This window comes from Pseudoxanthomonas putridarboris, assembly GCF_038321125.1.
Classification (GTDB): domain Bacteria; phylum Pseudomonadota; class Gammaproteobacteria; order Xanthomonadales; family Xanthomonadaceae; genus Pseudoxanthomonas_A; species Pseudoxanthomonas_A putridarboris.
On the sequence record NZ_JBBWWT010000009.1, the window covers coordinates 16,813 to 42,424 of the forward strand.

At 69.6% G+C, this 25,612-nt stretch carries 25 protein-coding genes; 18 read left to right on the forward strand and 7 right to left on the reverse strand.

Going from position 1 to position 25,612, the window contains the following annotated elements; translation table 11 throughout:
• The first annotated feature begins 18 nt into the window (after positions 1–18).
• The gene (locus tag AAD027_RS15845; protein ID WP_341727000.1) at positions 19–2,823 is read left to right on the forward strand and encodes a serine/threonine-protein kinase; all 2,805 of its coding nucleotides are present in this window, start codon (positions 19–21) and stop codon (positions 2,821–2,823) included.
• A 19-nt stretch (positions 2,824–2,842) separates the two neighbouring features.
• Here AAD027_RS15845 and AAD027_RS15850 read toward each other — a convergent pair whose 3' ends face one another.
• On the reverse strand, positions 2,843–3,466 hold the full coding sequence (locus tag AAD027_RS15850; protein ID WP_341727001.1) for a thymidine kinase: 624 nt from the start codon (positions 3,464–3,466) through the stop codon (positions 2,843–2,845).
• 52 nt (positions 3,467–3,518) lie between these two features.
• Positions 3,519–4,259 (reverse strand): SEL1-like repeat protein, encoded by a 741-nt coding sequence (locus AAD027_RS15855; protein WP_341727002.1) that lies wholly within the window; start codon positions 4,257–4,259, stop codon positions 3,519–3,521.
• A 113-nt stretch (positions 4,260–4,372) separates the two neighbouring features.
• Between AAD027_RS15855 and AAD027_RS15860 the strand changes: the two genes are divergently transcribed.
• Both AAD027_RS15860 and AAD027_RS15865 read left to right on the forward strand, forming a co-directional pair.
• Positions 4,373–6,349 carry a UvrD-helicase domain-containing protein gene (locus tag AAD027_RS15860; RefSeq protein ID WP_341727003.1) on the forward strand — a complete coding sequence of 659 codons (1,977 nt, stop codon included), beginning with the start codon at positions 4,373–4,375 and terminating at the stop codon, positions 6,347–6,349.
• A 232-nt stretch (positions 6,350–6,581) separates the two neighbouring features.
• A complete protein-coding gene (locus tag AAD027_RS15865) occupies positions 6,582–6,968 on the forward strand; it encodes a hypothetical protein (protein WP_341727004.1) in 387 nt (128 codons plus the stop codon).
• Between the two features lie 85 nt (positions 6,969–7,053).
• Here AAD027_RS15865 and AAD027_RS15870 read toward each other — a convergent pair whose 3' ends face one another.
• Positions 7,054–7,716 (reverse strand): YceH family protein, encoded by a 663-nt coding sequence (locus AAD027_RS15870; protein ID WP_341727005.1) that lies wholly within the window; start codon positions 7,714–7,716, stop codon positions 7,054–7,056.
• 136 nt (positions 7,717–7,852) lie between these two features.
• Between AAD027_RS15870 and AAD027_RS15875 the strand changes: the two genes are divergently transcribed.
• The 6 genes from AAD027_RS15875 to AAD027_RS15895 all read left to right on the forward strand — a co-directional run bounded on the left by AAD027_RS15875 (position 7,853) and on the right by AAD027_RS15895 (position 15,168).
• Positions 7,853–8,743: a 5'-nucleotidase, lipoprotein e(P4) family gene (locus tag AAD027_RS15875; protein WP_341727006.1), complete on the forward strand. Its 891-nt coding sequence runs from the start codon at positions 7,853–7,855 to the stop codon at positions 8,741–8,743.
• Complete coding sequence (gene pyrF / locus AAD027_RS15880; protein ID WP_341727007.1) at positions 8,740–9,462, forward strand: orotidine-5'-phosphate decarboxylase; 723 nt, start codon at positions 8,740–8,742, stop codon at positions 9,460–9,462. The genes AAD027_RS15875 and pyrF overlap by 4 nt, the downstream gene beginning before the upstream one ends.
• Before the next feature lie 206 nt (positions 9,463–9,668).
• On the forward strand, positions 9,669–10,679 hold the full coding sequence (locus tag AAD027_RS15885) for a hypothetical protein (protein WP_341727008.1): 1,011 nt from the start codon (positions 9,669–9,671) through the stop codon (positions 10,677–10,679).
• Between the two features lie 74 nt (positions 10,680–10,753).
• Positions 10,754–11,068: an excalibur calcium-binding domain-containing protein gene (locus tag AAD027_RS19020; RefSeq protein WP_345786439.1), complete on the forward strand. Its 315-nt coding sequence runs from the start codon at positions 10,754–10,756 to the stop codon at positions 11,066–11,068.
• A gap of 97 nt (positions 11,069–11,165) precedes the next feature.
• On the forward strand, positions 11,166–13,841 hold the full coding sequence (plsB, locus tag AAD027_RS15890) for a glycerol-3-phosphate 1-O-acyltransferase PlsB (protein ID WP_341727009.1): 2,676 nt from the start codon (positions 11,166–11,168) through the stop codon (positions 13,839–13,841).
• Between the two features lie 214 nt (positions 13,842–14,055).
• Positions 14,056–15,168, forward strand: coding sequence for a nitrogen regulation protein NR(II) (locus AAD027_RS15895; RefSeq protein WP_341727010.1), 1,113 nt, complete (start codon positions 14,056–14,058; stop codon positions 15,166–15,168).
• Positions 15,169–15,201: 33 nt separating this feature from the next.
• On the opposite strand, the gene AAD027_RS15900 is transcribed toward AAD027_RS15895, so the two are convergent.
• Together AAD027_RS15900 and AAD027_RS15905 are read right to left on the reverse strand one after the other, a co-directional pair.
• Positions 15,202–15,921, reverse strand: a complete 720-nt coding sequence (locus AAD027_RS15900; protein ID WP_341727011.1) for an N-acyl amino acid synthase FeeM domain-containing protein — start codon at positions 15,919–15,921, stop codon at positions 15,202–15,204.
• A 301-nt stretch (positions 15,922–16,222) separates the two neighbouring features.
• On the reverse strand, positions 16,223–16,495 hold the full coding sequence (locus tag AAD027_RS15905; RefSeq protein ID WP_425605475.1) for a YdcH family protein: 273 nt from the start codon (positions 16,493–16,495) through the stop codon (positions 16,223–16,225).
• Here AAD027_RS15905 and ttcA point away from each other — a divergent pair.
• The 4 genes from ttcA (at position 16,494) to AAD027_RS15925 (ending at position 20,046) form a co-directional block, all read left to right on the forward strand.
• Positions 16,494–17,414: a tRNA 2-thiocytidine(32) synthetase TtcA gene (ttcA, locus tag AAD027_RS15910; RefSeq protein ID WP_341727012.1), complete on the forward strand. Its 921-nt coding sequence runs from the start codon at positions 16,494–16,496 to the stop codon at positions 17,412–17,414. The genes AAD027_RS15905 and ttcA overlap by 2 nt on opposite strands.
• 89 nt (positions 17,415–17,503) lie before the next feature.
• Positions 17,504–18,406, forward strand: coding sequence for a recombination-associated protein RdgC (locus AAD027_RS15915; protein ID WP_341727013.1), 903 nt, complete (start codon positions 17,504–17,506; stop codon positions 18,404–18,406).
• 102 nt (positions 18,407–18,508) lie between these two features.
• The gene (locus AAD027_RS15920) at positions 18,509–19,300 is read left to right on the forward strand and encodes a M48 family metallopeptidase (RefSeq protein WP_341727014.1); all 792 of its coding nucleotides are present in this window, start codon (positions 18,509–18,511) and stop codon (positions 19,298–19,300) included.
• Between the two features lie 137 nt (positions 19,301–19,437).
• Positions 19,438–20,046 carry a hypothetical protein gene (locus AAD027_RS15925; RefSeq protein WP_341727015.1) on the forward strand — a complete coding sequence of 203 codons (609 nt, stop codon included), beginning with the start codon at positions 19,438–19,440 and terminating at the stop codon, positions 20,044–20,046.
• Here AAD027_RS15925 and AAD027_RS15930 read toward each other — a convergent pair.
• Complete coding sequence (locus AAD027_RS15930; RefSeq protein ID WP_341727016.1) at positions 20,021–20,869, reverse strand: alpha/beta fold hydrolase; 849 nt, start codon at positions 20,867–20,869, stop codon at positions 20,021–20,023. The two genes, AAD027_RS15925 and AAD027_RS15930, sit on opposite strands and share 26 nt — an antisense overlap.
• On the reverse strand, positions 20,866–21,828 hold the full coding sequence (gene hemH, locus AAD027_RS15935) for a ferrochelatase (RefSeq protein ID WP_341727017.1): 963 nt from the start codon (positions 21,826–21,828) through the stop codon (positions 20,866–20,868). Before hemH ends, AAD027_RS15930 begins: the two co-directional genes overlap by 4 nt.
• A gap of 257 nt (positions 21,829–22,085) precedes the next feature.
• Between hemH and AAD027_RS15940 the strand changes: the two genes are divergently transcribed.
• From AAD027_RS15940 to AAD027_RS15960, 5 genes are all read left to right on the forward strand, one after another.
• The gene (locus tag AAD027_RS15940) at positions 22,086–22,952 is read left to right on the forward strand and encodes a lipid-binding SYLF domain-containing protein (RefSeq protein ID WP_341727018.1); all 867 of its coding nucleotides are present in this window, start codon (positions 22,086–22,088) and stop codon (positions 22,950–22,952) included.
• Between the two features lie 82 nt (positions 22,953–23,034).
• The gene (gene tatA, locus AAD027_RS15945; RefSeq protein ID WP_341727019.1) at positions 23,035–23,256 is read left to right on the forward strand and encodes a Sec-independent protein translocase subunit TatA; all 222 of its coding nucleotides are present in this window, start codon (positions 23,035–23,037) and stop codon (positions 23,254–23,256) included.
• 24 nt (positions 23,257–23,280) lie between these two features.
• Positions 23,281–23,778 carry a Sec-independent protein translocase protein TatB gene (gene tatB / locus AAD027_RS15950; protein WP_341727020.1) on the forward strand — a complete coding sequence of 166 codons (498 nt, stop codon included), beginning with the start codon at positions 23,281–23,283 and terminating at the stop codon, positions 23,776–23,778.
• Positions 23,759–24,532: a twin-arginine translocase subunit TatC gene (gene tatC, locus AAD027_RS15955; RefSeq protein WP_341727021.1), complete on the forward strand. Its 774-nt coding sequence runs from the start codon at positions 23,759–23,761 to the stop codon at positions 24,530–24,532. The genes tatB and tatC overlap by 20 nt, the downstream gene beginning before the upstream one ends.
• Before the next feature lie 132 nt (positions 24,533–24,664).
• Positions 24,665–25,582, forward strand: a complete 918-nt coding sequence (locus AAD027_RS15960; protein ID WP_341727022.1) for a LysR family transcriptional regulator — start codon at positions 24,665–24,667, stop codon at positions 25,580–25,582.
• Positions 25,583–25,612: the final 30 nt, after the last annotated feature.

The window sequence follows — 25,612 nt, forward strand, 5'->3', positions numbered from 1 at the left end:
ACGCCGTCGACCTTCGCGATGGACGCCGAACGCTGGCAACGCCTGTCCCCGCTGCTGGACATCCTGCTCGAACTGGAGCCGGAGGCGCGCGCGCACCAGCTCGAGATCCTGCGCGCCGACGACCCGGCGATGGCCGGCGAGCTCGAGCAACTGCTGGCGCTGGAAGACGGGAACGAAGGCTTCATCGACCAGCCGCTGCTGGACAAGCCGGGCCAGCTGCAGCCGGGCACGCTGATGGGCCCGTACCGCCTGGAGTCGATGCTCGGCGAAGGCGGCATGGGCATGGTCTGGCTGGCCTCGCGCGCCGACGGCCTGTACCAGCGCCGCGTCGCGCTGAAGCTGCTGCGCCCGGGGCTGGCCGACCCCAACCTGCGCCTGCGCTTCACCCGCGAGCGCGAGATCCTGGCGCGGCTCGAGCATCCCAACATCGCCCGCCTGCTGGACGCCGGCGTCGGCAGCGAGGGCCAGCCGTACCTGGCGCTGGAATACGTCGAAGGCGTGCCCATCAACGAGTACTGCGCGGCCAACAACATCCCGCTGGATGGCCGGCTGGAACTGTTCCTGCAGGTGTGCGAGGCGGTCAGCCACGCGCACGCCAACCTGATCGTCCACCGCGACCTGAAGCCGTCCAACATCCTGGTCACGCCCAACGGCGACGTGCGCCTGCTGGATTTCGGCATCGCCAAGCTGCTGGACGACCCGGAACCGGCCCCCGTCCACCCGCGCACGGAGGTCCGCGCCTTCACCCTCCACTACGCCGCACCGGAACAGGTGCGCGGCGAGCTGGTCACCACCATGACCGACGTCTATTCGCTGGGCGTGGTGCTGTACGAACTGCTGGCCGACACCAAGCCCTACCGCCTGCGCCGGCAGACCGACGCCGAGTGGGAAGAAGCGATCCTGGCCGTCGAGCCGCTGAAACCTTCCGTCGCCACGCTGCGCACGACCGACGGCTCGCGCACGCGCTGTCCCGAGACCCGCCGCAGCGCGCGCAAGCTGGTCGGCGACCTGGACAACATCGCGTTGAAGGCGCTGGCCAAGCAGCCCGAGCACCGCTATCCCTCGGTGGAGGCGCTGTCGCTGGACCTGCAGCGCCACAGGGAAGGCCGCCCGGTGCACGCACGGCCGCAGAGCGTCGGCTACCGGTTGCGCAAATACCTGTCGCGCCACCGGTGGGCACTGGCCGGCGGCAGCGTCGCCGGCTTGGTGCTGGTGACCGCGCTGGCCGTCACCGCCTGGCAGGGGCGCCAGGCCATGCGCGAAGCCACCCGCGCGCAGGCCATGCAGGACTTCGTGATCGGCCTGTTCGACAACGCCAGCGCCTCGCAGCAGGGCAGCACTTTCGATGCGCGCGAACTGCTGGCCGCCGGCGAGCGCCGCGGCGATCGCGAACTGGCCGGGCAACCCCTGGCCCATGCCGAACTGCTGGGCCTGATCGCGCGCCTGCGGCTGGGCCTGGGCGATTACCGCCAGTCGCTGGCCCTGCTGGAAAAACAGGCGCGCCTGCTGGCAGGCCTGGACGATGCCCCCGACAGCCTGCGGCTGGAGTCGGCCACCCAGCACGGCCGCGTGCTGCGCCTGCTGGGCCAATCCCGGCAATGCCTGACGGTGATGGCGCCGATGGAATCGCGGCTGTCCGTGCTGCAGACGCGCCTGCCGCTGCCGGTGGCAGAATTCCAGTCGCAGAACGGCCGCTGCCGCAGCGATGCCGGCGAGCGGCAGGTGGCGCGGCAGATGTTCGACCGGTCGCTGGCCCTGCGCCGCGACCTGAAGGACGAGGCCGGGGTCGCCGAGAACATGCGCGACCTAGCCGCGCTGGAGGCCGAACTGGGCAATGCCGACACCGCCGTGCGCGGCTACCGCGCCGCGCTGGCCCACCTGCAGGCGCATGGCTACGGCCGGCTACCACTGGCCGTGGAGATCCAGCGCAGCCTGGCCATGCTGTACCGCAACCGCGGCGAGACCGACGCCGCCCTGGCCATCCTCCAGCGCGCGCGCGACCTGGCCCAGGAAATCCACGGCCCGCAGCATCCCGTCACCCAGGCGCTGCGCCGGCACATCGCCGCCGTCCACGTGGACCTGGGCCATCTGCGGCAGGCGGAGGAGGAATTGCGCGGCCTGCATGCGCTGACCCTGGAATCCATGGGGCCCAACCATCGCGACACCGCATCCAGCTGGAACGCACTGGGCATCATCGCGTGGGAGCGCGGCGACTACGACACCGCCGTGCGCGACGTGGGACAGGCCGTGGCGATCTGGCGCGCGCCCGACAGCGCGCAGATCCTGCCGGGCGGCCTGTTCAACTACGGCATGGTCCTGCACAGCGCCGGCCGCAACGACGAGGCCCTGGCCGCGCTGGAGGAATCGCGCCGCGTGCGCGCCGCGCAGATCGGCGCCAGCCATCCGCTGATCGGCGAGACCGACCGCCTGATCGGCGAAGTCCTGGCCGCCAAGGGCGACCTGGCGGGCGCCAGCGAGCGCTTCGACCGCGCGGTGCGGCTGACCCGCGTCGGCTTCGGCCCGGACCATCCGCGCACCTGGTTCTCGGAACTGTCGATGGCCCGCCACCAGACCCGGCTGGGGCGCCCCGCCGATGCCCTGGAATCCCTGCAGGTATTGGCGAAGCACGCGGGCGGAGGCAGCGAGGCGCCCAAGCTGCGCTGGCTGGCGCGCGCCTACGCGGCCGAAGCGCGCTGCCGCCTGGGCGAAGGCGATCGCGCGCGGCAGGAACTGGATGCGCTGATCGGCGAACTGCGCATCCAGCAGCCCGACGGCGGCGTCATCCCGCGCGAAGCCGCCGACATCCGCGCCGCCTGCCGCTGAGGCCGGCCGCTGAGGCCGCTCAATCCAGTGGCAAAGGCGCCTGCAACGGGTCGATGCGGCCCTCGCCGCGGGCGATCCTCTTGAACTCCGCGCGACTGACCGACACATAGCGCTCGTTGCCGCCGATCTCCACCTGCGGGCCCTGCTGCACGGCATGGCCCCGCTCGTTGACGCGCACGGTCATGGTGGCCTTCTTGCCGGTATGGCAGATGGTCTTGATCTCGCTCAACTCGTCGGCCCAGGCCAACAGGTACTGGCTGCCCTCGAACAGCTCGCCGCGGAAATCCGTGCGCAGGCCGTAGCAGAGCACCGGGATGCGCAACTGGTCCACCACCTCGCTGAGTTGCCACACCTGCGCGCGGGTCAGGAACTGCGCCTCGTCCACCAGCACGCAATCCAGCCGACCATGCGCGGCGATGTCGTCGCGGATCCGGGTTTCCAGGTCGTCGTCGCGCTCGAACGCCACCGCATCGGACCGCAACCCGATGCGCGAAGCCACCACGCCGGCCCCGGCGCGGTCGTCCAGCCGCGGCGTCAGGATCGCCACCCGCATCCCGCGCTCGCGGTAGTTGTGCGCCGACTGCAGCAGCGTGGTCGTCTTCCCGGCATTCATCGCCGAGTAGTAGAAGTAGAGCTTGGCCATGCGGCATTGTAGACCGCCCACCGGCGGCCACCGGTGGCGCACAGCACCTGCATCACTTGCCGGGCTTCTCGGCGTCCTGCACCTGCACGGGACTGCCGACGTCCACGTTGCCGCCCTGCGGCTTGCTCCAATAGCTGTCCTGCGTGCACCAGTACTGCTCGGGCTCCCAGTACTCCGGCGCGTACATTATCGCCCCGGGAATTTCCTCGCCAGCAGCCGGACCGGTCATCGGTTTGACATACAGCCCCACACCGACGTAACCCGTGCGGCTGCCGGTGATGGTCGTGCGCACCTTCAGCAGTTGTGCTTCCATTCTGGGCTTGGCGAGACGGTCGGCGTACTGCTCGAAAACCGACTGGCCGCGCACGACAGCGTCCGCACGCTGTGTCTCGTCGAGCATGCTCCAATAAAGCTCCCGCTGATATAGGAAGTCGTGGTACATGCGCTCCGCGGCCAGATCCATCCACACATAGGCGAGTGCGCGATCGGATGCGGTGCCCAAGCCGTCCCAGTACATGTGGGCCACCATCGACTGGGAGAACTTGTCCGCATACGACGCAGCTTGCTTGAAGCTGCGCATTGCCTCCGCATACTTGCCCTCGCGGTATTCGCCCAGCCCGATGCTGCGCCACCGCAGGTCGGGGTGCGCCTCGAAAAAGCCGTCCGTCATGATCTCTGCGGGAACCGGTTTGGCCGGCTTCTTCCGGCAATCCTCTGTCGTCGAAGGAACCGATGCCCACGCCGGCACCGAGATGGCCATCGACAGCAGCAATGCACTGTCCTTCAAACGCATTGTTTCTCTCCCTAGATGTGTTCCTGAGGGATCAGTACCACCACTCACGGCAAGCCGCAAGTCTCCTACGAGCTCGTGGAGACCATGCTCGGCCCGCTACAATTCTCTCCAGCATGCACGGCCTCAACCCCCCACAACGCGCCGCCGTCCTGCACAGCCAGGGCCCCCTGCTGGTGCTTGCGGGCGCGGGCAGCGGCAAGACGCGCGTGATCGTGGAGAAGATCGCCCACCTGATCTCGGCCGGGCACTTCCCGGCCAGGCGCATCGCGGCCATCACCTTCACCAACAAGTCGGCCAAGGAAATGCGCGAGCGCGTCGCCAAGCGCATCAGGGGCGACGCGGCCGAGGGGCTGACCATCTGCACCTTCCACGCGCTGGGGCTGAAGTTCCTGCAGATCGAGCACGCGGCGGTGGGCCTGAAGCGCGGTTTCTCGATCTTCGACGCCGACGACGCCACCGCCCAGGTCAAGGACCTGATGTACGGCGCCAAGCCCGACGACATCGAGATGGCGAAGAACCTGATCTCGCGGGCGAAGAACGCCGGCCTGTCGCCGGAAGAGGCGCTGGCCGAAGCGCGCAGCAACCGCGAGAAGGAGGCCGCGCTGCTGTACCAGCGCTACCAGGCGCGCCTGACCACGTTCAACGCGGTCGACTTCGACGACCTGATCCGGTTGCCGGTGCAGGTGCTGGAGAACCACCCCGAGATCACCGCCGCGTGGCGCGAACGCATCGGCTACCTGCTGGTGGACGAATGCCAGGACACCAACGACGCGCAGTACCGGTTGCTGAAGGCCATTGCCGGCGAACGGGGCGATTTCACCTGCGTGGGCGACGACGACCAGAGCATCTACGCCTGGCGCGGCGCCAACCCCGACAACCTGCTGCAGATGGCGAAGGACTATCCGAAGCTGCAGGTGATCAAGCTGGAGCAGAACTACCGCTGCAGCAACCGGGTGCTGCGCGCGGCCAACGCGCTGATCGCCAACAACCCGCACGAGCACCCGAAGAAGCTGTGGAGCGACCAGGCCGACGGCGACCGCATCCGCGTGTGGGAATGCCGCGACAACGACCACGAAGCGGAGAAGGTCGCCGCCGAGATTTCCTTCCTGCAAACCGCGCGTGGCGCGGCGTGGAGCGATTTCTGCATCCTGTTCCGCGGCAACCACCAGTCGCGGCCGCTGGAAAAGGCGCTGCAGCTGCTGCGCATCCCCTACCACCTGACCGGCGGCACCGCCTTCCTGGAACGCCAGGAAGTGAAGGACGCGCTGTCGTGGCTGCGGCTGCTGGTGAACCCGGACGACGATGCCGCGTTCCTGCGCGCCGTGCAGTCGCCCAAGCGCGAGGTCGGCGCGACTTCGTTGGCGAAACTGGCCGAGATGGCCCAGCACGCGCGTCTGCCGATGTCGCGCGCCGCCGAATCGATGGGCGCGCTGAAGGCGCTGCCCCCGCGCGCGGCCAACGGCCTGAGCGCGTTCAACGACATCGTGCGCGACCTGCGCCGGCACGCCGAGGAACTGCCACCGGCCGAACTGGTGCGACGCCTGAGCGAGCGCTCCGGCCTGCTGGCCGACCTGCGTGCGCAATGCAAGGACGAAGCCTCGTTCCAGCGCCGGCGCGCCAACCTGGACGAACTGGCGGACTGGTTCGAGGGCGGTCCGCGCGGCAGCAACGCCGGCGACCTGGCCGCCCAGCTCGCGCTGCTGTCGCGCAACGACAAGGACGATGGCGGCAACCAGGTGCGGCTGATGAGCCTGCATGCGGCCAAGGGGCTGGAATTCCGCTACGTCTTCATCGTCGGCTGCGAGGACGGCACGCTGCCGCACGAGACCAGCGTGGAGGAAGGCAACCTGCAGGAAGAACGCCGTCTGATGTACGTGGGCATCACCCGCGCCAAGGAGGCGCTGTGGCTCAGCCACAACCGCGAGACGCGCCGCTTCGGCGAACGCATGCGCCTGCAGCCCAGCCGCTTCATCGACGAACTGCCGGCGGAGGAACTGCAACGCGACGGCGCCGACCCGGTGGCCGACGCCGAGCGCAAGAAGGAACGCGCCAGCGCCGGGCTGGCGGCGATCCAGGCGTTGTTCGACTGAGCGACCCCGCCGCCTCTTGTGGGAGCGACGTCAGTCGCGACCGCGGAAATGAAGATCAGCCGCGGATTGACGCAGATCGGCGCGGATAAGGCTTTTGATCCGTGGCATCCGGACCGATCCGTGGCCACGGCTTTTCATTTCCCCGGTCGCGACTGACGTCGCTCCCACGGATAGGCGCACGGGTGGCGTGCGCAAGGTACGCTTGCGCGCGGATCATTGGGAGATATGGACGATGACGCGCAACAGCCGCATCTGGTGGTTGATCGGTTTCCTCATCGCCTTCGTGGGCATGGGGTTTCCCTACTGGCGGTTGCCGGTGGCACAGGCCGGGCTGCCCGACGCCCTGTACGGACCCGGGCTGGCGGCGGTGGCCGTGGTGGCGCTGCTGTTGCGGGCCTTCGGTACCGGTCGATTCCTGCAGGTATGGCTGCTTGTTGCGGCCGCGGTGCCGGTCGCCGTCGCGGTACGCATCGTTGCGAACATCGTGGATCAACCCGGCGCGCATCTGTTCTGGCCGTTCGAGCTGGCCATCGCGGCAGGGCTGGGGCTGGCGGCCGCCTTCGCCGGCACGGCCATCGGCAGTCTGTTCCTGCTGCGCAGCAGCCGGCGACCCGGGTGAAACCGTTGTTCGTCGCGAGGACATCCCGCCGACGATGCATCGACGCGTTCCGTGTCCCGTGCTTTTCCAGGGGATGCCTGCGGCTTCAATCCCCGCGCGCCGCCAGCAATTGGGCCAGTTGCTCGCGCAGCGCGGCCACTTCGTCCTCCAGCGCCGCCACGCGCGCCTCCAGTTCGGGCGACGCCGGCTCGGACGCGGTGCCCGGCGACGGGCGCGTGGAGATCGCTGCCACGTCCACCGGTCCGCACAGCAAATGCATGTAGCGGTCCTCGCGCTGGCCGGGGCCGCGCGGGATCTGCACGACCAATGCGGGCTGGCGTTGGATCAGGCGGTCCAGCTGGTGGCGCACGTCCTCGGCGTCGGCGAACTTGAACAGCCTTTCGCTGCGCGCCAGCAGTTCGTGCACCGTCTGCGGGCCGCGCAGCAGCAGCAATCCGACCAGCACCACCTGTTGCTGCGGCAGGCTGAAGAACGTGGGCGCGCGGTGCTCGTAGCGCTCGGCGCGCGAGGAGAACACCTGCCGTGCCAGGCCGCGCTGCTCCAGCTGCCGCAGCGCGTGGTTCACCGCGCCCACGTCCAGCGCCATCATCGGTTCTCGCGCGGTCTTCTGGTTGGCGGCCGCCTGCGCGGCGTTGACCGTCAGCGGATAGGTATCGGGCGTAGTGGCTTCCTTCTCGATCAGGCAACCCAGCAGACGGGCTTCGGCGGTCGTCAGCGGTTCCGGCAGCGCGGTGGCGGCGTCGGCCATGGGGACATGATCCTGTGTGCAGCGGGGCGGGCAGGATATACCGGACGCCCGTCCGTTCCGGCCATGGCTTCCTGTCGGAACGACGCGCGCAACACCGGTCGGCTAGAATCCGCGCATCCCGGATACCGGATTTCCCATGCGCTTTTCCCTGCTTTCCGCCGCTCTGGCAGTCTCGTTGTTGACCCTGTCCGCCTGCAAGCGCACCGAACCCGCGGCGCCCCCGGCCCCCGCCGCGACCGCACCTGCCACTAGCACTTCCCACGACAACCTCAACGCCGTGGCCTGGGTGCAGGCGTCGGTGGAATACAAGGCGCTGTCCACGCAGACTTTCCGCGCCGCCGCCGACCATCTGGACACGGCGCTGAAGGAGAAGCACTGGGATGCGCTGGTCCCGGAGGAACGCGGCAATGCCGCCGCCGGATTGAAGCCGGCCGTGGTGATGGACGTGGACGAGACCGTGCTGGACAACTCGCCCTACCAGGCGCGGCTGATCCGCGATAGCAGGGAATACGACGAAGTCAGCTGGGACCAATGGGTGGCCGAGAAGAAGGCCAGGCCGCTGCCGGGCGTGGTGGATTTCGCCAAGGCCGCCAACGCCAAGGGCGTGACCATCCTGTACATCTCCAACCGCGCGGTGCACCTGAAGGAAGCCACGCTGGCCAACCTGCGCGAGGCCGGCCTGCCGGTGGCCGACGACAGCGTGTTCCTGGGCCTGGGCACGGTGCTGGAAGGCTGCGAGCAGAACGGCTCGGAAAAGAACTGCCGCCGCCGCCTGGCCGGGCAGAAATACCGCGTGCTGATGCAGTTCGGCGACCAGATCGGCGACTTCACCGAAGTGGTCGCCAACACGCGCGAAGGCCGCCAGGCGCTGTTCGACGAATACGACGACTGGTTCGGCGAACGCTGGTGGATGCTGCCCAACCCGACCTACGGCTCGTGGGAGCCGGCGCTGTTCAACAACGACTGGGCGCAGCCGGCCGCCGCGCGCAGCCAGGCCAAGCGCGACGCGCTGGACTACGCGCCGTGAGCGCACCGGGCCCCGTCGCGCTGACGGCGCGCGAACGCCTGATCTTCGCGCTGGACGCGCCGTCCGGCGCCGACGCGCTGGCGTGGGTGGACCGGCTGGGCGACGCGGTGCGGTTCTACAAGATCGGCATGGAACTGCTGGCCAGCGGCGACTACTTCACCGTGCTGGACGAACTGGCGCGGCGGGACAAGCGCGTGTTCGTCGACCTGAAGTTCTTCGACATCCCCGCCACCGTGGCCGGGGTGGTCCGTGGCCTGTCGCGCTGGCCGGTCACCTACTGCACGATCCACGGCTGGCACGCCGGCATGATGGAAGCGGCGGCCGCCGCGCGCAGCGGCGAGATGCGCCTGCTGGCGGTCACGGTGCTGACCTCGATGGACGGCAACGACCTGTCCGCGATGGGCATCGGCGGCGAACCGGCCGACATCGTCGTGCAGCGTGCACGCGCGGCGCAGGCCGCGGGCATCGACGGCGTGATCGCCTCCGGGCAGGAAGCCGGTCTGATCCGCGCCGCCACCGGCCCCGGCTTCTCCATCGTCTGCCCCGGCATCCGCCCGGGCGGCCCGGTGGGCGACGACCAGAAGCGCACCGTCGGCGTGGCCGAAGCGTTCGCACGGGGAGCGGACGCCATCGTGGTGGGCCGACCGATCAGCCGGGCCGACGATCCGCGCGCCGCCGCCGAGGCCATCCAGGCCGAGATTGTGGAAGCGTTCAAATAAAATCAATAAGTTATATGGATCTATTTCAGGTGTTGCCTTAGCATCCGGGCGCAGGTAGGCTGTGCGCATCCGGCCCACGGGCCGGAGATGTGCCACAACACTTCGTCCTCCGGCTTCGGCCGGACTTCAGGAGGCCCGCTGCTTCGCAAGAAGCACGGCCTCCTTTTTTATTGCCCGCGCGGCGCGCCAAGTTGCGACACCCGTGCTTGCCCCCCACCCGGCCGGCCGCGAAGATGCGGGGCGACTGGGGAGTCACCACCACCATCATGATGCCGATGCCGTCCGGGTTCTCGCTGCGGGTCCTTGCCGCGCCTTTGCTGGCCGCGTCGCTGCTGGCCGGCTGCAAGAACAAGCCGGCGGAACTGGCGGGGGCCGCCAGCGAGCCGGCCGCGGCCGTGCGCCAACTGGCCGGCCACGTGCAACGCAACGATCTGGTGGCGTATGCGCGCGATGCCGTCCCGGCGGACATGCAGGCCCCGCTCGAGGCGGCATGGCGCAGCGGCCACAGCCGCTGGCCGCTGACCGAACTGCCGCTGGACGACCAGTTGGTGCCGTTGCTGGCCGCGCTGGCGGAGAAGGATTCGGAAACCACGCTGCAGCGCAGCTTCGAGCGCCAGTTCGCGCGCCAGGAGCGCGACCTGAGGGAGGCCGCCCGCACGCTGGGCCTGTTCGGCGTGCAGTACGTGAAGCACGAAGGCGACTACACCGCCGAGGAACGCGACCACTACGCCCAGATCATCGCCGCGCTGAGCGACTGGGCCCAACGGGCGCCGCTCGCCGACCCCGCTCTGGCCCGCACCACCCTCGCGAAACTGGCCGCTGCCGCGCGCGAAAGCGGACTGACCAGCGAAGCGGCCCTGCAGGAAGCCGGCATGCAGGACAGCCTGCGAAGGCTGGCGCCGTTCTTCGTCGAAACCAAGGCCACCTTCGCCCGCTACGGCCTGCCGCTGGACAGGACCTTCGCCGACCTGCGCACCGGGCTGGTCGAGCAGAAGGGCGACACCGCCACCGTCCGCATCCACTATCCGCTGGGCGAGCACGACATCGACACGGTGGTCACGCTGGATCGCCGCAACGGCCGCTGGTATCTGAGCGACACCCTGAGGCACGCCGAAGCCGTGCTGGCGGAAGTGCCGGCACCCGCTCCGCCCCAGCCGCCCGGCGCCGCTCCCATCGAGCCACCGCCCGCTCCAGAGGAAGGCGGCCCAAGGCCGTGACCGGAGGGCCACGCCTGGCGAGAGGCAACCGCAAGCTCGGCTGCCTCCTCGGCCTGCTGGGCCTGGCCGTCGCAATGCCGGGAGCGGCCCACCCCGGGGGCCTGAACAAGGAGGGCTGCCACAACGACCGCAGGACCGGCGGCTACCACTGCCACCGCGCCCCGCTCCCGGCGTCGCCCGCGCCTGCCGGCGGCGCGGAAGGAGGGCGACCGTCGTTCGCACCCGCTGGCACGGACGAGAAAAAAGCGCCACCCGGCCGCGCTTTCCGCAATTGCGACGAGGCGCGCGCCTACGGTGCCGCACCGGTCCGGCGGGGCGATCCGGGCTATGGGCCGCACCTGGACCGGGACAACGACGGGGTCGGTTGCGAACCTTACCGGGGACGTTGAGCCCGTCCCTGTCCGGGTCCGGGGCATGCGGAGCGTCGCCACGGCCGGCGTCCTTCGGCTGTAACCGCTTCCCAGCCGGCCATGACGCTGGGCCATAATGCGTCCGATGCCTGAACAGAATCCCCTGCCCTTCCCGGACGAACCCACGCCACCGCCACCGGACAAGAAGCCGGAACCGAAGGCCGGGCCAGAACCGGAAGCCACGCCCACCCCGTCCGACGCCGCGACCGCGCCGGCGTTGCCGGTGCCCGTTGCCGCGCCCCCGCGCCAGGCCCGCCGCCCGTGGTGGGCGCGGCTGATGAGCCGGCTGGCCGATCCGTGGCTGGCCCTGAACATCGAGCCGGGAGCGCCCGCCGACCTGCTGGACGGCCGCCCGGTCTGCTACGTGCTGGAAGACTACGGCCTGTCCAACGCGCTCATCCTGGACCGCGCCTGCCGCGATGCCGGCCTGCCCTCGCCGCTGCTCCCATTGCCGGTGTCCGGCAATCCACTGGGCCGCAAGCGCGCCTACGTGGCGCTGTCGCGGCGCAACGCGAGCACCCTGATCCCGGACCAGATCAGCGCCAAAACCCACTCCGGCTCGCTGGCCAAGCTGCTGGACGCCCACCGCGCCAGCCCGGAGCTGGACGTGCAACTGGTGCCGGTCTCGATCTTCGTCGGCCGCGCGCCGGACAAGCAGAGCGGCTGGTTCTCGGTGCTGTTCTCGGAAAACTGGGCCATCGTCGGCCGCTTCCGCCGGCTGCTGGCCATCCTGCTGAACGGCCGCGGCACCATCGTGCGCTTCGCGCCGCCGGTGTCGCTGAAGGACACGGTGGCCGAAGGGCTGGACCCCGAACGCACGGTGCGCAAGCTCTCGCGCGTGCTGCGCACCCACTTCCACCGCATCCGCGAAGCGGTGATCGGCCCGGACCTGTCCACGCGCCGGCTGCTGGTGGACCAGGTGCTGGCCGCCGAGCCGGTGAAGGAAGCCATCGCCGAACAGGCCAAGCGCGACAAGAGCAAGCCCGAAGAGGCGTGGAAGAAGGCCCATGCCTACGCGTGGGAGATCGCCGCGGACTACTCCAACCCGGTGGTGCGCTCGGCCAGCTTCCTGCTGTCGCACGTATGGAACCAGATCTACGACGGCGTGCTGGTCCATCACCTGGACAAGTTCAAGGAGGCCGCGCCGGGGCATGAAGTGGTCTACGTGCCCTGCCACCGCAGCCACATGGACTACCTGCTGCTGTCGTACCTGCTGTACGAGCGCGGCATCGTGCCGCCGCACATCGCCGCCGGCATCAACCTCAACCTGCCGGTGGTGGGCACCATCCTGCGCAAGGGCGGCGCGTTCTTCATGCGCCGCAGCTTCCGCGGCAACCCGCTGTATTCGGCGGTGTTCACCGAGTACGTCGCGCAGCTGGTCTCCGGCGGCTACTCGCTGGAGTACTTCATCGAAGGCGGACGCTCGCGCACCGGCCGGCTGCTGCCGCCCAAGGGCGGCATGATCTCGATGACCGTGCGCGCGTTCCTGCGTCAGCCGCGCAAGCCGGTGCTGTTCCAGCCGGTCTACATCGGCTACGAGAAGCTGCTGGAAGGCAACAGCTACCTGGACGAACTGAGCGGCCGGCCGAAGGAGAAGGAATCCATCTGGGCCGTGCTGTGGGGCATCCCCAGGGTGCTGCGGCAGAACTACGGCCAGGTGGTGGTGAACTTCGGCGAACCGATCCCGCTGAACGATGCGCTGGCCCGGCACGCGCCGGAATGGGACGGCAGTCCCGTTGGCGAAGAGGAAAAGCCGGCCTGGCTGTCCGACACCGTCGATGCGCTGGCGCAGCAGATCCACGTCAACATCAACCGCGCCGCCGACGTGAACCCGATCAACCTGCTGGCGCTGGCGTTGCTGTCCACGCCCAAGCACGCGATGGGCGAGTCGGACCTGATCGCGCAGATCGAGTTGTCGAAGAAGGTGCTGGCGGAACTGCCGTATTCCGACCGCGTCACCGTCACCCCGCACACGCCGGACCGGATCATCGGCCACGGCGAGGAAATCAACATGCTGCAGCGGACCCGGCATCCGCTGGGCGACGTGCTCAGCGTGGACGGCGACACCGCCGTGCTGATGAGCTACTACCGCAACAACGTGGTGCACCTGTTCACGGCCTCGTCGTGGATCGCCTGCTGCTTCCAGAACAACCGTCGCATGAGCCGCGCCGGCGTACTCAGGCTGGGCCGCACGCTGTACCCGTTCCTGCAGGAGGAGCTGTTCCTACCGTGGACCGAGGACGAATTCGCCGAGCGCATGGACCGCACCATCGACGTGTTCGTCCGCGAGGGCCTGCTGCAGCTGGTCAACGAGGACGATGGCGGCATCCTGGCACGCAGCGCCGGGCAGACCGACGAGGTGTTCCGCCTGCGCGCGATCGGCCATTCGCTGCAACAGGCTTTCGAGCGCTACTACATCGCCATCTCGGTGCTGGTGAAGAACGGCCCCGGCAAGCTGGGCGCCGCCGAACTGGAAAGCCTGTGCCAGCAGGCCGCGCAGCGGCTGAGCCTGCTGTACGCGCCGGCCGCGCCGGAGTTCTTCGACCGGACCCTGTTCCGCGGCTTCATCCAGAAGCTGCGCGAACTGAAGCTGGTCTGGCCGGACGAGAACAGCAAGCTGCTGTTCGACGACCGCCTGGACGCCTGGGCGCGCGACGCCAAGGCCATCCTGGGCCGCGAGCTGCGCCACACCATCGAGCGGGTCAGCCCGGAAGCCGCGGTGGTGGAACCGCAGGCCGCGCCCGTCGAATAGCACCGGCCTGCCCTCGGGCCGACAGCAGGCATCCCCTCGTCGCGCGCGGTCGCGCACGGAACCATTCCACGCCCGCCCGGCGCGGCCCACCGCAACACCGTGCAGGACCGCGGATACCCCTGCCGGTGCACGCATCCCCGTCTGCGTGGGACGGCTCTGCTATAACTGCCATCGGGGGCGGGGAAACTCCCGGGCCAACGGCAGGGGGACGATCATGGCCGATCACGGCGCGTTCGGCGCGCTGCTCGAATCGCTTTACGCCGCGACGCTGGAGCCGCAACGGCTGGAAGAATTCTGCGCGCGCTTGGCGGGCGCGACCGGCAGCCACATCGGCGCCATCATGGTGCAGGACGTGCACCGCCACGGCGGGCGACTGGACTTGGTGGTGGGCGCGGATCCGGTGGAAGCGGCGCGCTACGAGCGGGAGTTCGCCGCGGACAACCTGTGGGTCCGGCGCAGCGTCGACCAGCTGGCGACGGGTGCGGTGCTGGACAGCGACGACTTCGTGCCGCGTGGTGAACTGCGCCGCAGCCGCTACTACAACGAATACCTGCGTACCGGCGACGTCGAACAATCCGTCGCGCTGTGCGCGCATTTCGACGGCCGGAACGTGGTCACCGCCACGGTATGCCGGTCCGGGCGGCTGCCCGCCTATTCGGCGCGGCAACTGGAACTGATTCGGCAGGTGGCCCCGCACTGGGTCAACGCCTACGCGATCATGCGCAGGCTGGAAGGCTTGCAGGAACGCGTCTCGTCGCTGGAGGCGGCGCTGGAACAGACGCCCACGGCCATGTTCGCACTGGCGTCCAACCTGCGGCTGCTGCGCGCCAACGCCAGCGGCGAGCGCCTGCTCTCCCAGGGCGTGCTGCACTGCGCGCTGGGGCGCCTCTCCATCCATGGCTGGCAGGACGTGATCCTGCAGCAGTTGCTGTCCAGGACCCTGCACTCGGGCGCACGCGCGGGCGACGCCGAACGGCTGGTGCTCAAGGACGGCGACGGCAACAGCCTGGCGCTGACGGCGCACCCGCTGCCTCCTCCCGCGGCGACGGGCGACGCCGCGCTGTTCGTGTTCGTCCAGCCACTGGGCGCGCCCGTCCTGCTGCAACTGGAACGCGCGCTCCAGCAACTCTTCGGCCTGACCGAACCCGAGCGCCGGCTGGCCGTGGCCCTGCTGCGACACGCCGACCTTGCCCTTGCCGCGCAGGAGTGCGGAATCGCCCTGTCCGCCGCGCAGACGCGGTTGAAGGTGGTATTCGACAAGACCGGCGAGCGCAGCCAACCGTCATTGATGCGCTTGCTGGCCGCCTTGCATGCCCTCTGCCCGTGAAACAGGGCCGGTACGCAAGCCCGGCGGCCGCGTTCACTCCATCGCCTGGAAGGTACGGGCCAACCACGCCTTCGCCGCCACGGCGCGCGCCGGTTCGCGCACCAGCCTGTGCAGCGGGGAGCCGCATTCGGACAGGTGCGGCTCGTCCTCCACCACCAGCGCCATCCGCAGCAGGTCCACGCCGCCGGGCAGGATGGCCGGCGGCAGGTATTCGCGGAAGCCGTAGTGTTCGAACACGCCGTGCAGGAACGGCTCGCAGGCCAGCAGGCAGAAGTGGACGCGCGATTCCTGCGCCCAGCGGTAGGCTTCTTCCAACAGCTTGTCGACGACGATCTTGCTGCGCTGGTCGGCCTGCACGGCGAAGCGCGTGCCCACCGCCACCTTGGGCAAGGGCCAGGCGCGGGCGAACGCATCGACCTGGAACAGGCTGCCGTATTCCACCTGCACCGCCGGCGAGCTGAAATCGTGCAGCCGCAAGGTGGCGATGGCGTACGCATCCTTCTCCACCAGCACCGTCGTCCCGCAGCCGTCCAGGCCATCGGCCACGCGCTTGCTGCGGTCGCCGAACTGCCCCTGCTCGTGGAAGTAGACCTCGCGGCGCAGGCGCGGCACGTCGCCCAGCGGTTCGCCCGGCAGGATGCGCCGCACCCGCAGGCCCAGGCCGGCCGTGGCCTGCTCGGCGGAGGCCGTCGCGGCCACGGCGGCGCGGCCGGCGGCCGGCGTACGATGAAGGATGCGCTTGCCCTGCTCCATGCCACTCCCTTTACCGTGCGGGCGTAAAGCGCCCACGGCGATGCATTGGGAGCCGCGGCGCCGGCAGGACGGCATGCGGCCAGTCGTAGGGAAATTCCCCACACCCCTGGATCCAAGCAAGCATCGGGCCAACTGTCCTCCGGCCGGACCCGGGCATGCCCGGCCGCGCCGGGCCCTCAAGAATGGCCATCCCGCGCGGCAGGCCCGTGGCAGCGGGGCGCGGGCATCGGTCGCCGGGTGACGTCCTGGGTCAGATTCAGCCTGGGACGGACCGCCGGAAACGGCCCTCGGGGCCCCCGGGTCAGGCCGGCTCGTCGGGAATCAGCGCGCTCTCCAGCCGCGCGATGCAGTCCTTCAGCCACAGTTTGCGCTTCTTCAGCCGCTTGACGGTCAATTCGTCCGCGTCCAGGTCGGCCACCAGCCGCGCGATGGCCTCATCCAGCTCGCGGTGTTCGAGCTTGAGTTCGGCGACCTTCCGGGCGATTTCGGACGGATTGCTGGCTTCCACTGCGGCAGCGTACACCGGCCGCGGCCGGACCGTCACCGCGGCCGGCCGGTACAATGCCCGGCTCATGAGTGCCGTCCTGCCCCTGCCCGATCCGATCCCGCGCCGCGCGGCCGCCGACCCGCGTCGCGTCGCGCACGAACACGCCAAGCTGGCCAAGCGCCTGCGCCGCCAGGTGGGCCAGGCGATCGCCGATTTCGGCATGATCGAGCAAGGCGACAAGGTCATGGTGTGCCTGTCCGGCGGCAAGGACAGCTACACGATGCTGGACATCCTGCTGCAGTTGCGGAAGAAGGCGCCGGTGGACTTCGAACTGGTCGCGGTCAACCTGGACCAGAAGCAGCCCGACTTCCCCGCGCACGTGCTGCCGGAATACCTGGCGTCGGTCGGCGTGCCCTACAGGATCCTCGAGCAGGACACCTATTCGGTGGTCACCCGCGTGGTGCCGGAAGGCAAGACGATGTGCTCGCTGTGCTCGCGCCTGCGCCGCGGTGCGCTGTATGCGTACGCCGAGGAACAGGGGTTCACCAAGATCGCGCTGGGCCACCACCGCGACGACCTGGTGGCCACCTTCTTCCTCAACCTGTTCTTCCACGCCAAGCTGTCCGGCATGCCGCCCAAGCTGCTGTCGGACAACGGCAAGCACGTGGTGATCCGCCCGCTGGCCTACGTGCGCGAGGACGACATCGCCGCCTACGCGCAGGCCAGGGCGTTCCCGATCATTCCCTGCAACCTGTGCGGCAGCCAGGAGAACCTGCAGCGCAAGCAGGTCAAGAAGATGATGGACGCGTGGGAACGCGACACGCCCGGCCGCATCGAAACCATCGCCCGCGCGCTGGGCGACATCCGTCCCTCGCAGCTCAGCGATCCCAGGCTGTTCGATTTCCTGTCGCTGGGCCATCGCGACGGCGCCGCGCTGCCGGATGCCCAGGCGTGGCTGGCCGGCAATGCCGGCCGGGAATCGGGAATGGAGAATGGGGATCCGTAGAAGCTTACGGCCCCTCGCACTTCCGACTCCTGCACCGATTACCTGCTGTTCCGTTTCCCTATTCCCCCTTCCCCACTCCCGGCCTTTCGATGTTCTTTCGCAATCTGACGCTGTTCCGCTTCCCCACCTCGCTCGACTTCACCCAACTGGACGAACTGCTGCCGGAGGCCGTGCTGAAGCCGGTCGGGCCGCTGGAACTGTCGTCGCGCGGCTTCATCTCGCCGTTCGGCCGCGGCGAGGAAGCGCTGTCCCACCGCATCAACGACGCCATCTGGCTGAGCATCGGCGGCGAGGACAAGATCCTGCCCGGCGCGGTGGTCAACGACCTGCTGCAGAAGAAGCTGCAGGAGATCGAGGCGAAGGAAGGCCGCAAGCCCGGCGGCAAGACCCGCAAGCGGCTCAAGGACGACCTGCTGCACGAACTGCTGCCGCGCGCCTTCGTCAAGCCCTCGCGCACCGATGCGCTGATCGACCTGGAACACGGCTTCATCGCCGTCGACGCCTCCTCGCGCAAGACCGGCGAGAACGTGGTATCGGAAGTGCGCCGCGCGCTGGGCAGTTTTCCCGCGTTGCCGCTGAACGCCGAAGTCGCGCCGCGTTCGGTGCTGACCGGCTGGATCGCCGGCGAACCGCTGCCCGAAGGCGTGTCGCTGGGCGAGGAATGCGAACTGAAGGATGCGATGGACGGCGGCGCGGTGGTGAAGTGCCAGAACCAGGAACTGCAGAGCGACGAGATCGCCAAGCACCTGGAGGCGGGCAAGCAGGTCACCAGGCTGGCGCTGGTACTGGACGACCACGTGTCGTTCGTCCTCGGCGAAGACCTGATCGTGCGCAAGCTGAAGTTCCTCGACGGCGCCGTGGACCAGTTGGAGAACACCGAGCACGACGACCTGCGCGCCGAACTCGACGCCCGCTTCGCGCTGATGGCCGGCGAAGTGAAGCGCCTGTTCGTGGTACTGGAGAACGCGCTGAAGCTGAGCAAGGTCGATTGATCTCCGCATGCAGGAGCGCCCCATGGGCGCGATAGGCGCGATATCGGGTAGCCCGTGGAAAGCATCGCGCCCATGGGGCGCTCCTACGGCTAACATGGTGCCATGCGCTCGTTGCTGCTCCGCCGCCTGATCGCCCGCACGCCACGCAGCGTGGAACGCGACATGGTGGAACTGCCGCTGGACGATGGCCGCACCCTCACCGTCCAGCGCGTGCGCGATCCTCGCGCCAAGCGCCTGAAGCTGAGCGTGGACGAGCGCGGCGCGCGGCTGACGTTGCCGCTGCGCGCCAGCCTGGTGTCCGGGGAACGCTTCCTGCACCAGCATCGCGACTGGCTGGCCGCCCAACTGGCCCGCCATCTGCCCGACGACGACGCGTGCGCGCTGGTGCCCGGCCAGACCACGCACCTGCTGCTGCGTGGCGCGTCCCTGCCCTTGCACTGGCGCGAAGGCCGCTTCGCCCGGATCGAGCTGCACGACGATGGCGTGCATGCGCAGTGGCCCGCGCGCGCGAACGCCACCACCCTGCGGCGCACGCTGCGCGCGTTCTACGAAGCCCAGGCCCGCGCCGACATCGGCCGCTGGCTGCCCGGCTACCTGGCCGGCCTGCCGCGCGCGCCACGCCAGGTCCGGCTGAAGGTGATGTCCTCGCAATGGGGCTCGCTGAGCCCGGACGGCACGCTGGCGCTGGACCTGGCGCTGGTGCTGGGCCGCCCATCCGCCTTCGAGTACGTGCTGGTCCACGAGCTGTGCCACTTGCTGCAGGCCAACCACTCGCCGGCGTTCTGGCGCGAAGTGGAGGCCCGCTGCCCCGCCTGGCGGGACGAGCGCGCGTACTTCCATGCCGAAGGCCGCCGGCTGAAGGCCACCCTGCACCGGCTGCTGGCCGAGGACTGATCCGGCGCGATCCCTGTCCTGAAAGCGACCGATATCTCGGTATTACACAGGTGAGCCGGGGAAAGGATGGGCCGGACAGGCGCCGCCCCCTTCCCGGTCTTTACCTTCGCCGGGGAAGCGCCATGACCTACTTCGCAATGCCTCGCCCAACCACCGAACCGGACACGCATCGCGATGCGGACGGCTCCGCCGTTCCGCCCGCACTGGCCACCTTCGCGCTGTACTCGATGCACTCCCCGGAAACAGCCGCCAGCATCGCCGCGCGCCGCGCGCTCATGAGCCGGAAAGGCCTGTCCGTGGAGGAAGCGAACCAACGCGCACAGGCGCGTCGCCGCCAGGCCGGCCGGATCGGCCGCTTCAATGCCACCGCGGTCCTGCTCTCGCTGGCGGCGCTCATGGGCACGGCGCTGGCCTGGATGGGCAGTACGCGGGAATCGCAATCCTGGCTGCTGATCGGCTATGGCGTCGTCGGCATCGTGTGCATCGCGGCGCTGGCCTGCCTGACGCGCGTGCCCGCGGCGGCGCGGCAGCCCCTCGAACACTACTACCTGCCCGACGAGCAGCTGGCCACGGCCGAGGACATCGTCCTGCTGCGGCGGTTGGCCGGCGACGATCCCGAACTCGAGGCCATCACTTCCACCTGGTGGCGCAGTCCCGCCCCCATCCGCAAGGCCGACCTCCGGCTGGCGCTGGACCTGCAGCGCGCCAAGTCCGGATCGGTCAACCGCGCAGGAAATCGCCGATGACGGCCGCCACCGCGCCCGGATCTTCCATGTGCAGGTGGTGGGTGCCGGCGATCACGTGCAGGCGTCCATCGGGCAGGAGGTTGGCGCGCTGCGTGCGCAGCGGTTCCGGGAAATACGCCTGCGGCGGATCGGCGTAGACCACGGCGGTGGGACAGTCGATGCCGGCCACGAGCTGGCCGAGTTGCGCTTCGCCCAACCGCTGCGGCGTGGGCAGGGTCAGGCGCGGATCGCTGCTCCACACGTAGCCGCCGTCCACTTCGCGCACGCCACGCTCCACCAGCAGGCGCGCGGCGGTCTCGCCCAGTTGGTTAGCCTGCATGCGCGCCCGGACCGGCGCGGCCAGGTCGGCGAACACCCGCAGTTTCTTGCCCGGCAGCGCGCGCGCCGCCGCGATGGCCTCGCGCCAGCGGTCGGTGGTGCGTTCCACCGTTTCGGCCAGGCCGCCCAGCGCTTCGATCGCCACCAGCCGTCGCACGCGCTGCGGCACCGACGCCGCCACCAGGCTGGCGATGCCCGCGCCCATCGAGTGGCCCAGCAGCGAGAACGTCTCCCAGCCCAGCGCGTCGGCGATGTCCAGCACCGCGTTCACCGCCACGCCGCTGGTGTATTCGGCGCCCGGCGCGAGGTGCGCGCTGCGGCCATGCCCGGGCAGGTCGGGCGCGACCAGATGGAGACCAGGCAGGTGCGCCGCCAGCGGAACGAAGCTGGCCGCGTTGTCCAGCCAGCCGTGCAACGCGATCACCCGTGGACTGTTCTCATCGCCGCCGCGCAGGCCGGCGATGCGGCCGATCGGCGTGGCGACCTCGAACTCGCGCAGGCTCAAGCGCCACCTTCCCCGGCGCGGCGGGCCAGCGCCGCCAGCGCGTCGGCATGCGCGTCGCCGGCGTTGAGGCAGGGGATGTAGCGCAGCTCGCCGCCCAGGTGCGCGAACTCCTCGGCGAAGCCGATGCCCACTTCCTCCAGCGTCTCCAGGCAGTCCACCGCGAAGCCCGGGCACACCACGTCCACCTTGCGCACGCCGCGCGCGGCCAGTTCGCGAAGCGTCGCGTCGGTGGCCGGTTCCAGCCAGCGCTCCTTTCCGAAACGCGACTGGTAGGTCAGCGTCCACGCGTCGTCGCGCAGCCCCAGCATCGCGACGATGGCGCGGGTGCTGGCCTCGCAGCGCTGCGGATACGGGTCGCCGTTGCGCGCCACGCGCTGCGGCAGGCCGTGGTAGGAGAACAGCAGGTGCTCGCCGGCGCCGCGCGAAGCGCGCCATGCGCGGATCGAATCGACCACGGCCGCCAGCCAACCGGCATCGCCGGAATAGTCCTCGATGAAGCGCACGTCCAGCCCGGCGGCCTCGCGCAGGACGACATCGCGCACCGATTCGGTGGTGGTGGTGGAATACTGCGGATACAGCGGCAGCACCACCACGCGCCGCACGCCGGCGGCACGCAGATCCTTCAGCCGCTGCGCGAGCGCGGGCCGGCCGTAGCGCATCGCGTCCTCCACCCGCCACTGCGGCAGCCGCGCCTGCATCGCCTCGGCCAGCCGGCGGGTATGGACCGCCAGCGGCGATCCTTCCGGCAGCCAGATGCTGGCGTACTTGGCGGCGGCCTTCGGCCCGCGCAGCGGCAGGATCACGCCGTGCAACAGCGGATACCACAGCACGCGCGGGATCTGCACCACGCGGGGGTCGCGCAGGAATTCGGCCAGGTAGCGGCGCACGGCCGGCGCGGTAGGCGCTTCGGGCGTGCCGAGGTTGACCGCCAGCAGGGCGGTGATGGGTGCGTCGGGCATGCGCGCATTGTCTCAGACCGCGCCATCGCTGCCGATCCGCATCGCCGATCGCAGCGATCGGGCGGCCTGTAGGAGCGCCCTCGGGCGCGATGCTTTTCGCTCGTATGCTGGAAAGGAGCAATGGCATCGCGCCCGAGGGCGCTCCTACATGGGATGGCCATCGGTACGATGGCCTGGCGTCAGCGCCGATTCATCCGTTCGCGCCTATTTTCAAGCGGTTGCAGTAATTTGCTGCCAATCCGCATTCGGAGCCCGCCATGAACCGCACCTCCCGCCGCCTGTTGCCGCCCACCGCCCTGGCCCTGGCCGCGGCCCTGTTCGCCAGCCAGGCCATCGCCGGGCCGAAGGAAGACGAACGCGCCACCAACGCGGTGCGCGTGCTGACCGAGATCCAGAAGATTCCCGAACAGGGCATCCCCGACAAGCTGCTGGACGAGGGCAAGGCCATCGTCGTCATCCCGGACACGCTCAAGGCCGGCCTGGTGGTCGGCGGCCGGCGCGGCCATGGCCTGATGTCGGTCAAGAATCCGGACGGCGCCTGGTCGCAACCGGTGTTCGTCAAGCTCACCGGCGGCAGCATCGGCTTCCAGGCCGGCGTGCAGTCGTCGGACGTGGTGCTGGTGTTCCGCAACGACCGCAACCTGGACAACATCGTCAACGGCAAGTTCACGCTGGGCGCCGATGCCGGCGTCGCCGCCGGTCCGGTCGGCCGCAACGCCGCCGCCGCCACCGATGGCCAGCTGAAGGCGGAAATCTGGTCGTGGTCGCGCGCGCGCGGGCTGTTCGCCGGCGTGGCGCTGGATGGCGCCGTGCTGCAGATCGACGACGACGCCAACGTGGCCGTGTACGGCAGCGCCGCCACGCCGCGCGCCATCTTCGAGGGCCGCGCCGGCCATCCGTCCGATGCCGTGGTGGTGTTCCGCGACCAACTGGAGGAAGCCACCGCCATCGCGCGCAGCGCGCGCGGCACCCAGGGCACGCCCGCGCAAAGCGGCGCCACCCAGGCGCATGCCGCCTCCCATGTCGCCGCGCCGGTGGTGGTCGAGCCCCCCGCGCAGACCGACGGCTTCCAGCCCGTGCAGGAAGGCGAAGTGCGCACCGAGCCGCTGAACGGCACCCCGTAACGGAAGTAATGGGCCCGGAGTCCTCATTCCCGGGCCCGGCCTGCGTTATCCTGAGCGCCCCGACTTTTCCTGCGAGTACACCATGGGCGGTTTGAGCATCTGGCATTGGATCATCGTGCTGGTCGTGGTGCTGCTGGTCTTCGGCACCAAGCGCCTGCGCAATGCCGGCCAGGACCTGGGCGAGGCGGTCAAGGGCTTCAAGAAGGGCATGAAGGACGACGACAAGCCCACCGGCCAGCTCGACGACAAGTCGCGCGGCGAAGACGCCGGCGCGACCAAAGAGCGCGACCGCGACGCCAACTGATCCGGCGGCACCCCGGCCGCCGCCATGTTCGACATCGGTTTCAGTGAACTGCTGGTCATCGCCATCGTGGCGCTGATCGTGCTGGGCCCCGAACGTCTGCCCAAGGCCACCCGCCTGGCCGGCCTGTGGGTGCGGCGCGCGCGCGCGCAGTGGTATTCGGTGAAGGACGAGCTGGAGCGCGAACTGGCCGCCGAGGAACTCAAGCGCAGCCTGAAGGACACCCGCGACGCGCTGCGCGACACCGAGCAGAAGATCCGCGAGAGCGCCAGCGAGACCGAGCGCCAGTTCGACGAGATGCGCCAGGCCGTGCGCGACGACGCGCGGGCATTGCGCGAGGACGTGGAATCGGCCGTGTCGCCGGACGCGCCGGCGAATCCGCCCCCCGATCCGCTGCCCGCGCCGACCCGGGACGCCGAGGAGTCCGCGCCCGCGGAAACCCCCGCCGACCAGGACCGCGAGGTCGGCACCACGCCCGACCTGTTCCCGCCCAAGGAGCCCCGCGATGAACCGCGAAGCCCCTGAGCAGGAAGCCGAGAGCAGCCTGCTGGAACACCTGATCGAACTGCGCACGCGGCTGGTGCGCGGACTGATGGGCGTGGGCGCGATGCTGCTGGTGCTGCTGCCCTTCGTGAGGCCGCTCTACGACCGCCTGGCCCTGCCGCTGGTCTCGCAGCTGCCGGCCGGGCAGATCGCGCCGATGATCGCCAGCGACCCGACCTCGGGTTTCTTCGCGCCGATCAAGCTGGCGTTCTTCGCCGCGCTGTTCCTGTCCTCGCCGTGGCTGCTGTACCAAGCATGGAGCTTCGTCGCGCCGGGCCTGTACAAGCACGAGAAGCGGCTGGCGGTGCCGTTGCTGGTGTCGGCCATCGTGCTGTTCTACGCCGGCTGCGCGTTCGCCTATTTCCTGGTGCTGCCGGGCGTGTTCCATGCGCTGACCGTGTTCACCCCGGACATCGTGACCATCGCGCCGGACCCGGCGAAGTACCTGGACTTCGTGATGGTGATCTTCCTGGCCTTCGGCGTCAGCTTCGAGCTGCCGGTGGCCCTGGTGATCATGGTGCTGCTGGGCTGGGTGACGCCCAGGCAGCTGCGCGAGGCACGCGGTTACGCGGTGGTGGGCGTGTTCGTCATCGCCGCGCTGATCACCCCGCCGGACGTGGTGTCGCAGCTGATGCTGGCGATCCCGATGTGCCTGCTGTACGAAGCCGGCATCCTCGTCGCCGGCTGGCTGAAGAAACCCGGCGAGAACGAGAACGAAAGCCCCGATCCGCGATAGGGATGGACCGGGTCCACTCTCCCGCGCACGCCCCGATCCACCCGTCCCCGCGTTCGCCAACGCGATCCGTTCCCCGTATCGCGATCGGTGCCGCCCCCGCAACAGGACGTCGAATCCGATGAGGCGAGACTGATGTTCATCCGGCAGTTGAACTATCTGGTGGCGCTGGCGCAGGAGAAGCACTTCGGACGCGCCGCGGCCGCCTGCCATGTGTCGCAACCGGCCCTGTCCGGCGCCATCCGCAGCATCGAGCAGGAACTGGGCGTGGTCATCGTCCAGCGCGGCCGGCGCTTCGAGGGATTCACCCAGGATGGCGAACGGGTGCTGGCGTGGGCGCGGCGCGTGCTGGCCGACTGCGAAGGGCTGCGGCAGGGCGCGCGCGCCAACGAGGACGATCCGGTCGGCATCCTGAGGATGGGCGCGATTCCCGCCTCGCTGCCGCTGGTGCCGCAACTCACCCAGAGCTGCCTGCGCAAGTTCCCGCGCATGCGGCACGAGATCTACACGCTGTCGGCCGCCGAAACGCTGACCAAGGTCGCCAACTTCGAGCTCGACCTGGGCCTGAGCTACCTCGACGACGAGCGGCTGCTGGGCGCCTTCGAGACGGTGCCGATCTTCCGCGAACGCTATGTGCTGGTGGCCGGCGACCAGGCGATGTTCGAAGGCGCCGAATCGATGCCGTGGGCCGACGCGGCGACCCTGCCGCTATGCCTGTTCACGTCCAACATGCAGTGCCGCCGCGGCATCGACGGCGCCTTCGCGGTGGCCGGCGTGGTGGCGACGCCGCAGATCGAGACCGATTCGATGACGGCCTTGTGCGCGCATATCCGCCATGCCGGCCTCTACAGCATCCTGCCCCACAGCGCGCTGTGCCTGGCCGATTCCGCGCAGCAGCTCTCGGCCATCCCGATGTCGCCGGAGATGCGCCGCGACATCGGCCTCGTCCTGCTGGACCAGCAGCAACCGCGCGGGCCGCTGCTGCAGGCCGCGCTGCAGAGCTTCCGCAGCCTCGACCTGCAGCGCTGGGTCGATACCCACGTGCAGCTGTGACGCGCCGCCGCGGCCCGCGCGATCTCTCCG

Coding starts and splice junctions, on each gene's coding strand:
- AAD027_RS15845 (WP_341727000.1), top strand. CDS start 19: ATGGACGCCGAACGCTGGCAACGCCTGTCCCCGCTGCTGGACATCCTG.
- AAD027_RS15850 (WP_341727001.1), bottom strand. CDS start 3,466: ATGGCCAAGCTCTACTTCTACTACTCGGCGATGAATGCCGGGAAGACG.
- AAD027_RS15855 (WP_341727002.1), bottom strand. CDS start 4,259: ATGCGTTTGAAGGACAGTGCATTGCTGCTGTCGATGGCCATCTCGGTG.
- AAD027_RS15860 (WP_341727003.1), top strand. CDS start 4,373: ATGCACGGCCTCAACCCCCCACAACGCGCCGCCGTCCTGCACAGCCAG.
- AAD027_RS15865 (WP_341727004.1), top strand. CDS start 6,582: ATGACGCGCAACAGCCGCATCTGGTGGTTGATCGGTTTCCTCATCGCC.
- AAD027_RS15870 (WP_341727005.1), bottom strand. CDS start 7,716: ATGGCCGACGCCGCCACCGCGCTGCCGGAACCGCTGACGACCGCCGAA.
- AAD027_RS15875 (WP_341727006.1), top strand. CDS start 7,853: ATGCGCTTTTCCCTGCTTTCCGCCGCTCTGGCAGTCTCGTTGTTGACC.
- AAD027_RS19020 (WP_345786439.1), top strand. CDS start 10,754: ATGCCGGGAGCGGCCCACCCCGGGGGCCTGAACAAGGAGGGCTGCCAC.
- plsB (WP_341727009.1), top strand. CDS start 11,166: ATGCGTCCGATGCCTGAACAGAATCCCCTGCCCTTCCCGGACGAACCC.
- AAD027_RS15895 (WP_341727010.1), top strand. CDS start 14,056: ATGGCCGATCACGGCGCGTTCGGCGCGCTGCTCGAATCGCTTTACGCC.
- AAD027_RS15900 (WP_341727011.1), bottom strand. CDS start 15,921: ATGGAGCAGGGCAAGCGCATCCTTCATCGTACGCCGGCCGCCGGCCGC.
- ttcA (WP_341727012.1), top strand. CDS start 16,494: ATGAGTGCCGTCCTGCCCCTGCCCGATCCGATCCCGCGCCGCGCGGCC.
- AAD027_RS15905 (WP_425605475.1), bottom strand. CDS start 16,495: ATGAGCCGGGCATTGTACCGGCCGGCCGCGGTGACGGTCCGGCCGCGG.
- AAD027_RS15915 (WP_341727013.1), top strand. CDS start 17,504: ATGTTCTTTCGCAATCTGACGCTGTTCCGCTTCCCCACCTCGCTCGAC.
- AAD027_RS15920 (WP_341727014.1), top strand. CDS start 18,509: ATGCGCTCGTTGCTGCTCCGCCGCCTGATCGCCCGCACGCCACGCAGC.
- AAD027_RS15925 (WP_341727015.1), top strand. CDS start 19,438: ATGCCTCGCCCAACCACCGAACCGGACACGCATCGCGATGCGGACGGC.
- hemH (WP_341727017.1), bottom strand. CDS start 21,828: ATGCCCGACGCACCCATCACCGCCCTGCTGGCGGTCAACCTCGGCACG.
- AAD027_RS15940 (WP_341727018.1), top strand. CDS start 22,086: ATGAACCGCACCTCCCGCCGCCTGTTGCCGCCCACCGCCCTGGCCCTG.
- tatA (WP_341727019.1), top strand. CDS start 23,035: ATGGGCGGTTTGAGCATCTGGCATTGGATCATCGTGCTGGTCGTGGTG.
- tatB (WP_341727020.1), top strand. CDS start 23,281: ATGTTCGACATCGGTTTCAGTGAACTGCTGGTCATCGCCATCGTGGCG.
- tatC (WP_341727021.1), top strand. CDS start 23,759: ATGAACCGCGAAGCCCCTGAGCAGGAAGCCGAGAGCAGCCTGCTGGAA.
- AAD027_RS15960 (WP_341727022.1), top strand. CDS start 24,665: ATGTTCATCCGGCAGTTGAACTATCTGGTGGCGCTGGCGCAGGAGAAG.